Here is a 1,852-nt window from a genome sequence, read left to right on the forward strand (position 1 = left end):
GCATGCAGTCGCGGCCCGAGGTGGTGCCGCTGCGCCAGGGCGACGGCGTCGCCTTCGCCGTGCACCACCGGCCGGTGGCGGGCACCCGCGGCGACTACCGGGTCAACCTGCGCCACGGCGTCAGCCGGCTGCGCGGCGGCCGGCGGCATACGCTGGGCATCATCTTCCACGATGCGAAATGACATCGCTGGCGAGGCCTTCCTACCTCCACAGTCGCCATCCCCGCGAAAGCGGGGATCTCTCAACGCTTTGACCGGAAAGAGATTCCCGCTTTCGCGGGAATGACGGCAAAGGGATAGGGCGGGGCTCTGAATCGGTATCGCAGCCGTAATGCGATCAAGGGTGGACGCGGCTCCTCCTATGGTATGATTCCGGCATCCGAGTCCCGAGGTCGCCCATGCCCACCCGCATCATCTCGCCCGCCCAGCACCGCCTGATGCCCTGGCGCAACGGCGGGGGCCGGACGGCGGAGATCGCGGTCGAGCCGGCCGACACCCCGTCCGGCTTCCGCTGGAGGCTGAGCCTGGCCGAGGTCGAATCGGATGGCCCGTTCTCCCCCTTCCCGGCCTGCGGCCGCACCATCATGCTGCTGTCCGGCCGCGGCATGGACCTCACCATCGCGGATCCGGGCGACCTGCCGCGCACGGTGCGGATCGACCGGCCGCACGAGCCCTTCGACTTCGACGGCGAGGCCGCGACCAGCTGCAGGCTGGTGGCCGGCCCGGTGCGCGACCTGAACGTGATCGCCGACCGGTCGCTGCAGATCGACCACCGGGTGGCGGCGCTGGACGACGCCGACGCGATGCTGGAGCCGGCGCCGGTCTGGCTGTTCTACGTCCTGCGCGGCACCGCCGTGGTCGATATCGGCCGGCACCTGGCGGTGACCGAGGGCGAGACCGCGGTGATCACCGACGAGGACGACCGCGCCCCGCATCTGCGCGGCGCCGAGGCCGACAGCCTGGTCTACGCCGTGGCCTTGCGCCCGCGGTGACCGCCGGCCAAGCTGTGCCGGATTCCAGCGAGACCCGAACCACCCCGCATCATGATCGTCGGCATCGACCTGGGCACCACCAACAGCCTGGCCAGCGTCTGGCGCGACGGCGAGGCGGTGCTGATCCCGAACGCGCTGGGCCATGTGCTGACGCCGTCGGCGGCCGGCCTGGCCGATGACGGCCGCCTGCTGGTCGGGCTGGCGGCGCGCGAGCGGCTGGTCAGCCACCCGGCGCTGACCACCGCCGCCTTCAAGCGCCGCATGGGCACCGACCAGGCGGTGTCGCTGGGCCGGCGCAGCTTCCGGCCGGAGGAGCTGTCGGCCCTGGTGCTGCGGTCGCTCAAGGCCGATGCCGAGGCCTTCCTGGGCGAGCCGGTCGGCCAGGCGGTGATCACGGTCCCGGCCTATTTCAACGAGGCGCAGCGCCGGGCCACCCAGCTGGCGGGCGAGCTGGCCGGGCTGGAGGTGGTTCGCCTGCTGAGCGAGCCGACCGCCGCCGCCCTGGCCTATGGCCTGCAGGAGGCCCGGACCGGCGAGGGCACCATCCTGGTCTTCGACCTGGGCGGCGGCACCTTCGACGTCTCGATCCTGGAGTTCTTCGACGGGGTGATGGAGGTGCGCGCCGCCGCCGGCGACGCCTTCCTCGGCGGCGAGGATTTCGTCGACGCCATCGTCGCCGCCTTCCATGCGGACAAGGCGGCCTCCGCCGGCTTCCCGGCGCCGTCCGCCGCCCACCCGGCCCATGCGCTGCTGCGCCGCCAGGCGGAGGTCGCCAAGCGGCGGCTGAGCGAGGCCGAGGAGGCGGTGCTGGAAATCCCCCTCGAGGGCCGCACGATCCGCTGGCCGCTGTCGCGCCAGGCC

General features: G+C 72.7%; 3 protein-coding genes. All 3 read left to right on the forward strand.

What is annotated here, in order from left to right; translation table 11 throughout:
- Window positions 1-182: 2OG-Fe(II) oxygenase (locus P409_RS33260; RefSeq protein ID WP_034848765.1), on the forward strand; the 182-nt coding region annotated here is incomplete at its 5' end.
- A gap of 215 nt (window positions 183-397) precedes the next feature.
- Window positions 398-991, forward strand: coding sequence for a HutD/Ves family protein (locus P409_RS36680; protein ID WP_052121682.1), 594 nt, complete (start codon window positions 398-400; stop codon window positions 989-991).
- 51 nt (window positions 992-1,042) lie between these two features.
- Window positions 1,043-1,852 (forward strand): Hsp70 family protein (locus P409_RS33270; protein WP_034848766.1); only part of this gene is annotated, 810 nt, incomplete at its 3' end.

This window comes from Inquilinus limosus MP06 (assembly GCF_000767795.1).
Classification (GTDB): Bacteria; Pseudomonadota; Alphaproteobacteria; order DSM-16000; family Inquilinaceae; genus Inquilinus; species Inquilinus limosus_E.

Bases quoted from the DNA above. Each gene is read 5' to 3' on its own strand.
- P409_RS36680 (WP_052121682.1), top strand. From the start codon at position 398: ATGCCCACCCGCATCATCTCGCCCGCCCAGCACCGCCTGATGCCCTGG.